4 protein-coding genes and 1 pseudogene are annotated in these 3,297 nt (G+C 43.3%); 1 reads left to right on the plus strand and 4 read right to left on the minus strand.

All coding sequences use genetic code 11. From position 1 onward, the window contains the following. Positions 1 to 207 (plus strand): annotated as a pseudogene (locus F7C14_RS03550) (hypothetical protein); the annotation flags it as partial. Between the two features lie 35 nt (positions 208 to 242). Here the strand turns inward: F7C14_RS03550 and F7C14_RS03555 are convergent. The 4 genes from F7C14_RS03555 to F7C14_RS03570 all read right to left on the minus strand — a co-directional run. Continuing rightward, positions 243 to 425 carry a DUF433 domain-containing protein gene (locus tag F7C14_RS03555; RefSeq protein WP_290900002.1) on the minus strand — a complete coding sequence of 61 codons (183 nt, stop codon included), beginning with the start codon at positions 423 to 425 and terminating at the stop codon, positions 243 to 245. A 37-nt stretch (positions 426 to 462) separates the two neighbouring features. Next, the gene (locus tag F7C14_RS03560; RefSeq protein WP_290900004.1) at positions 463 to 1,380 is read right to left on the minus strand and encodes an NAD(P)-dependent oxidoreductase; all 918 of its coding nucleotides are present in this window, start codon (positions 1,378 to 1,380) and stop codon (positions 463 to 465) included. After that, positions 1,377 to 2,306 (minus strand): NAD(P)-dependent oxidoreductase, encoded by a 930-nt coding sequence (locus tag F7C14_RS03565; RefSeq protein ID WP_290900006.1) that lies wholly within the window; start codon positions 2,304 to 2,306, stop codon positions 1,377 to 1,379. The genes F7C14_RS03560 and F7C14_RS03565 overlap by 4 nt, the downstream gene beginning before the upstream one ends. Continuing rightward, on the minus strand, positions 2,303 to 3,297 hold a 995-nt coding region (locus F7C14_RS03570; RefSeq protein WP_290900008.1), incomplete at its 5' end, for a GDP-mannose 4,6-dehydratase. The genes F7C14_RS03570 and F7C14_RS03565, both read right to left, overlap by 4 nt.

Raw genomic sequence — 3,297 nt, forward strand, 5'->3', positions numbered from 1 at the left:
ATTCTGTTAGCTTCGATGATTAATAAGCTCGGAATCAGGTCTGGCGAGATTTTGCTCGTGGATGAGAGGGATGGAAAGATTGTGATGGAAAAGAGTGATATCGAGGAGTTCATCCGGTGGCTTACGAAGACGAGAAAGAATTTGAGGAAGAGTTCGAATAAGAGTGTTCTTAGACGCAAACTACATAATTTACCTCAAATACTCTGAAAGCGATGAAATCTTTAATTACTGCACAAGCTTGTTTAGAAAACTTGAAGTATCTCTTTTATACTCCTCCTTTCAGCCAATCTTCTGATAATGGCATCAACTGGAATTCTCGTTCCCTTGATAACGGGCTTTCCAACCATAACTTTCGGGTTTACGACTATTCTCTCCTCCTTTTCAATATTTAAACTAACTGTTGTAGCTATTATACTTTTTCTCACAATCCTGCCAATCTCTAAAAATTAAAATGGGGAGACATTAAATCTCCTTCAACAGCGATTTTATCTCATCTTCAACTTTTCTTTTTGCTTTGAATCCTATCAGCTTCTCAGCCTCCGATGTGTCGACTATGAAATTTTCAACATGAGTTTCCCGGGATCTTGGATTGTCTACAAGCTTAATATCTATGGGATTAGGTGAAATCTTCTTGACGAGATTTGCTATATCCAATACAGACAGGCTCTCTCCACTTCCAAGGGTTACGATGTTGAAACCATCCGGCATTCGTTCTATCGCAAGAACGTAAGCGTCTATCACATCAAGAATGTGAATAAAGTCTCTACTCTGAGTTCCCGGTTTGTGCACTGTCAGGTTTTCACCTTTCTTGGCTCTGTCGACAAAGATGTTTATGACCGTTCTCTTACTAATCTTCTCTCCGTCAAGCTCATAAACTCCGTAAAGGTTCGATTTCACGAAAATAAGTGCGTTAAACGAGTTATTAGAAAAAGTTCTTACGATCTCTTCTCCGACAGCTTTTGTGAAGCCGTAAACGTTAAGTGGCTCTCTCGGATGGTTCGATTTTATCGGAATCTGCTTTGGATCTCCAATCACAGCCATCGAAGATGCAAAGATCATGTCAATACCGTATTTTCTGCATATCCAAGCAGTATTTGCTGTGCCAATGACGTTAACCTCGTAAGCTTTGTCCGGATACTTCTCACAGTCGACAACTCCGGAAATTGCTGCAAGATGGACAACAATATCGCAATCTTTCAGGTGATCTTCTAAATCGTTTCTATCGAGTATGTCTACCCAAATTATCTCTTGCCCATGAACACTTCTCACCTGAGCGTTGAAGAAGTTGTCGAGCATCACAACCTCATATCCTTTCTCCATGAGCTTAGCGGACAAACCAGCACCCACATACCCTCCAGCACCAGTAATTCCTACCTTCACGAATTAACCCTCCCGTAAATCTTTAGCTTGTGAAGTTTCTCGGCTAACTCCTTCACACCGTCCTCTAACGACACCTTGGGCTCAAACTTTGCAGCCCTCATTTTTTCGAAACTCACGCTGTAGCTGAATTCTGGAGTCCGCCTTTCGTCAAAGAGTATTTGCGTTTTCGAATTTACGACATCTTTTACGATTCTTGCGACATCCCTTATTCTGAAGTTTTCTTTGCCCACATTGTATATTTCTCCTGATTTACCTCTTTTCATGAAAAATACGAAGGCTTCCGCAGCATCGCTGACGTGGATGAAAGGTCTCCAGTTGCTCCCATCTCCGAAAACCGTTAGTGGATATCCGAGCACAGCCCTTAGCGTGAAGAAATTTACGACGAGGTTAAATCGAACGCCGTAACTGTAGCCGTGAACCGATGCAAGTCTTAGTATTTTTACATCGAGACCGTAGGTGTTGTGATAATACAAGCATACCTTTTCTGCTTCAAGTTTCGAGAGCGCGTATGGATTCAAAGGCTTCGGTTCGGAATTCTCTGTTAAGTTTTCCCCCACACCGTAAACGTTGCACGTCGAGGCGAAGATTACACTTGCGTCGAATTTCCTTGCCATCTCAAGGACATTCAGCGTTCCAAAGTAATTAGTTTCCCTAACCTCATTTTCAACCTTGTCAAGAAGTCCTGGAATCGTCGGTAGTTTTGCCGCGAGGTGTATCACTACATCGACATCGATGAAAGCTTTTTTGAGCTCTTCCTGATTTCTGACGTCACCCCACACGAATTCAGCTTTTCCGTTTAGGTAAAGAAGGTTTAGCGGATTCGAACCCGAAAGGTTGTCGAAAATTCTAAAATCGTAACCTTCTGAAATTAGGTACTTGGATAAGGCTGTTCCTATGTACCCGTTTCCTCCTGTTACGAGTATCATTTTTGATCAAGCAACTGCTTCGGAAGAAATCTGTCTTTATAGGCTTCTATCACTTTCTTTCTACTTTCGAGTGTCGCGAAAATATCCCTTATAGCCTCTTTGAGATCTCTGATCTTCCCTTTCATGAGCTCTTTAAAGTTGTCGTTTTCTATGATCATCTCGTGTTCCTCTTTTTCAACTCTCGGGTTTGGAACGTGTTTTATCTCCACTTCGAGTCCTATCTCCTCCATAGCCGCTTCCTGAATCATTCTCGCAAGATCCGCTATCTTCACAGCTCCAAGCGTCTGGTTGTAGACTTTGTATCCATCTCCACTCTTCTTAGCAAGCTCTACAAACGACTGGACGCAGTCCTCAAGAGTTACGAACGGCTTGCCTTGTTGCCCCTTCCCGTAAACTGTTATGGGGTAACCTATTAACGCCTGAGCGCAGAATCTGTGAGTGACGACGCCGAAGTAGAAGTCGAAGTCGAATCTCGTAGCAAGCTCACCTTTTGCTTCTTCAGTCGTTGCGCCGGTCACTATAGCAACTCTAACATCTGAAATATTTAATCCCCACTGCTTGTGAGCCAAATACATGTTGTTTATGTCGTTGCACTTGCTCATGTGGTAAAAGCTTCCAGCCATGTGTGGATGGGGGACAACATCTTTACCCCCTTTGTATTCAACTTCGTAGAAGCCTTCGGGAATCGGATACTCGGGAGCTCCGTACACTCCGGTTGTTGTTGCCGCAATGAAGTGCGTTTCAAGTAAGTTGTTTTCCTTCAAAGCCCAGAGGAGATTTAGCGTTGAAACGTTGTTGTTGTACTGTGTGTATACAGCCTTCTCCCAGCTTATCTGCGAGTAGGGGGCTGACGGCTGTGCAGCAAGATGAATTATTACATCGGGCTGGTAAACCCTTATGAGGGTATCTACGAACTCTTTGGAAGTCAGATCACCTTCGATGAGCGTAGCTTTTCCGAGCTCTTCAAGTTTCTTTTTCCTCTCAGCTGGAG

The sequence above is a fragment of the Ferroglobus sp. genome, assembly GCF_015521575.1.
Classification (GTDB): domain Archaea; phylum Halobacteriota; class Archaeoglobi; order Archaeoglobales; family Archaeoglobaceae; genus Ferroglobus.

Coding starts and splice junctions, on each gene's coding strand:
- F7C14_RS03565 (WP_290900006.1), bottom strand. CDS start 2,306: ATGATACTCGTAACAGGAGGAAACGGGTACATAGGAACAGCCTTATCC.